The following is a 732-nucleotide window of genomic DNA, read 5'->3' as shown; positions in this document are numbered from 1 at the left end:
AATATTTCTTGACCACTACACTTGATACCCATATATAATACCTATGGATAAGTAGGGTTTTATAACTTAGTTGTCACTTCAAAATTGACTCTGCGGATTTTTGAGCGCTCAGCTTTAGTAAGCTTTTTACCTTTATCTTGAATGATATGGGCACTTGAAGCTAACTGATTTGGAGAGGCGCCAAGTACGACAAGGTGTTCAACTAATCCTTCAGCACGACGTTTTGCAAGTGCTTTATTGTATTCAATGGTGCCTTTATCATCCGTGTAACCTTGAATATCAATCGATTTGTTAGGGTTATTTGACAGGTAAGTCACAATACAAGACATATTACTGTCTAATCGGCTGTATGGTTTGTCACTGTTCACCTCAAAAAATACCGGTCTAAAGCCTGTCACTTCGGTTTCTTGCTCATTTTGTAATGCGTAACTTTTGCAAGCTGGAGATAAAGAAACCTTTTGCGGCGTTTCGGGGGCTTTTTCTGGTGTTGATTTACAGCCTGAAATGACAGTAAATGCTAATATTATTGCTGAATATTTTAAATGTTTCATATCTATATTTAGTCCATTAAAAAAGAAGTCGTAAAATTACCTATTCTATAATTGCGGGTCAATAGTAATTACATTAATTTTAGCGTTTGTTGCTTAAAAAATTTATATCGCAACATACTTAATGATTACTTTTGTCGTTATTACATACTTTTGGGTGTGTTTGTTTTGTTTGATTGATAAT

At 34.4% G+C, this 732-nt stretch carries 1 protein-coding gene; it reads right to left on the bottom strand.

The genetic code is table 11. The features are described 5' to 3' along the window. Positions 1-59: 59 nt before the first annotated feature. Positions 60-551 (bottom strand): OmpA family protein, encoded by a 492-nt coding sequence (locus BCU91_RS07930; protein ID WP_102531242.1) that lies wholly within the window; start codon positions 549-551, stop codon positions 60-62. Positions 552-732 lie beyond the last annotated feature (181 nt).

It is taken from the genome of Shewanella sp. 10N.286.52.B9 (assembly GCF_002873635.1).
GTDB lineage: Bacteria > Pseudomonadota > Gammaproteobacteria > Enterobacterales > Shewanellaceae > Shewanella.
This window is presented reverse-complemented; position numbering and strand designations above follow the sequence as displayed.

Coding starts and splice junctions, on each gene's coding strand:
- BCU91_RS07930 (WP_102531242.1), bottom strand. CDS start 551: ATGAAACATTTAAAATATTCAGCAATAATATTAGCATTTACTGTCATT.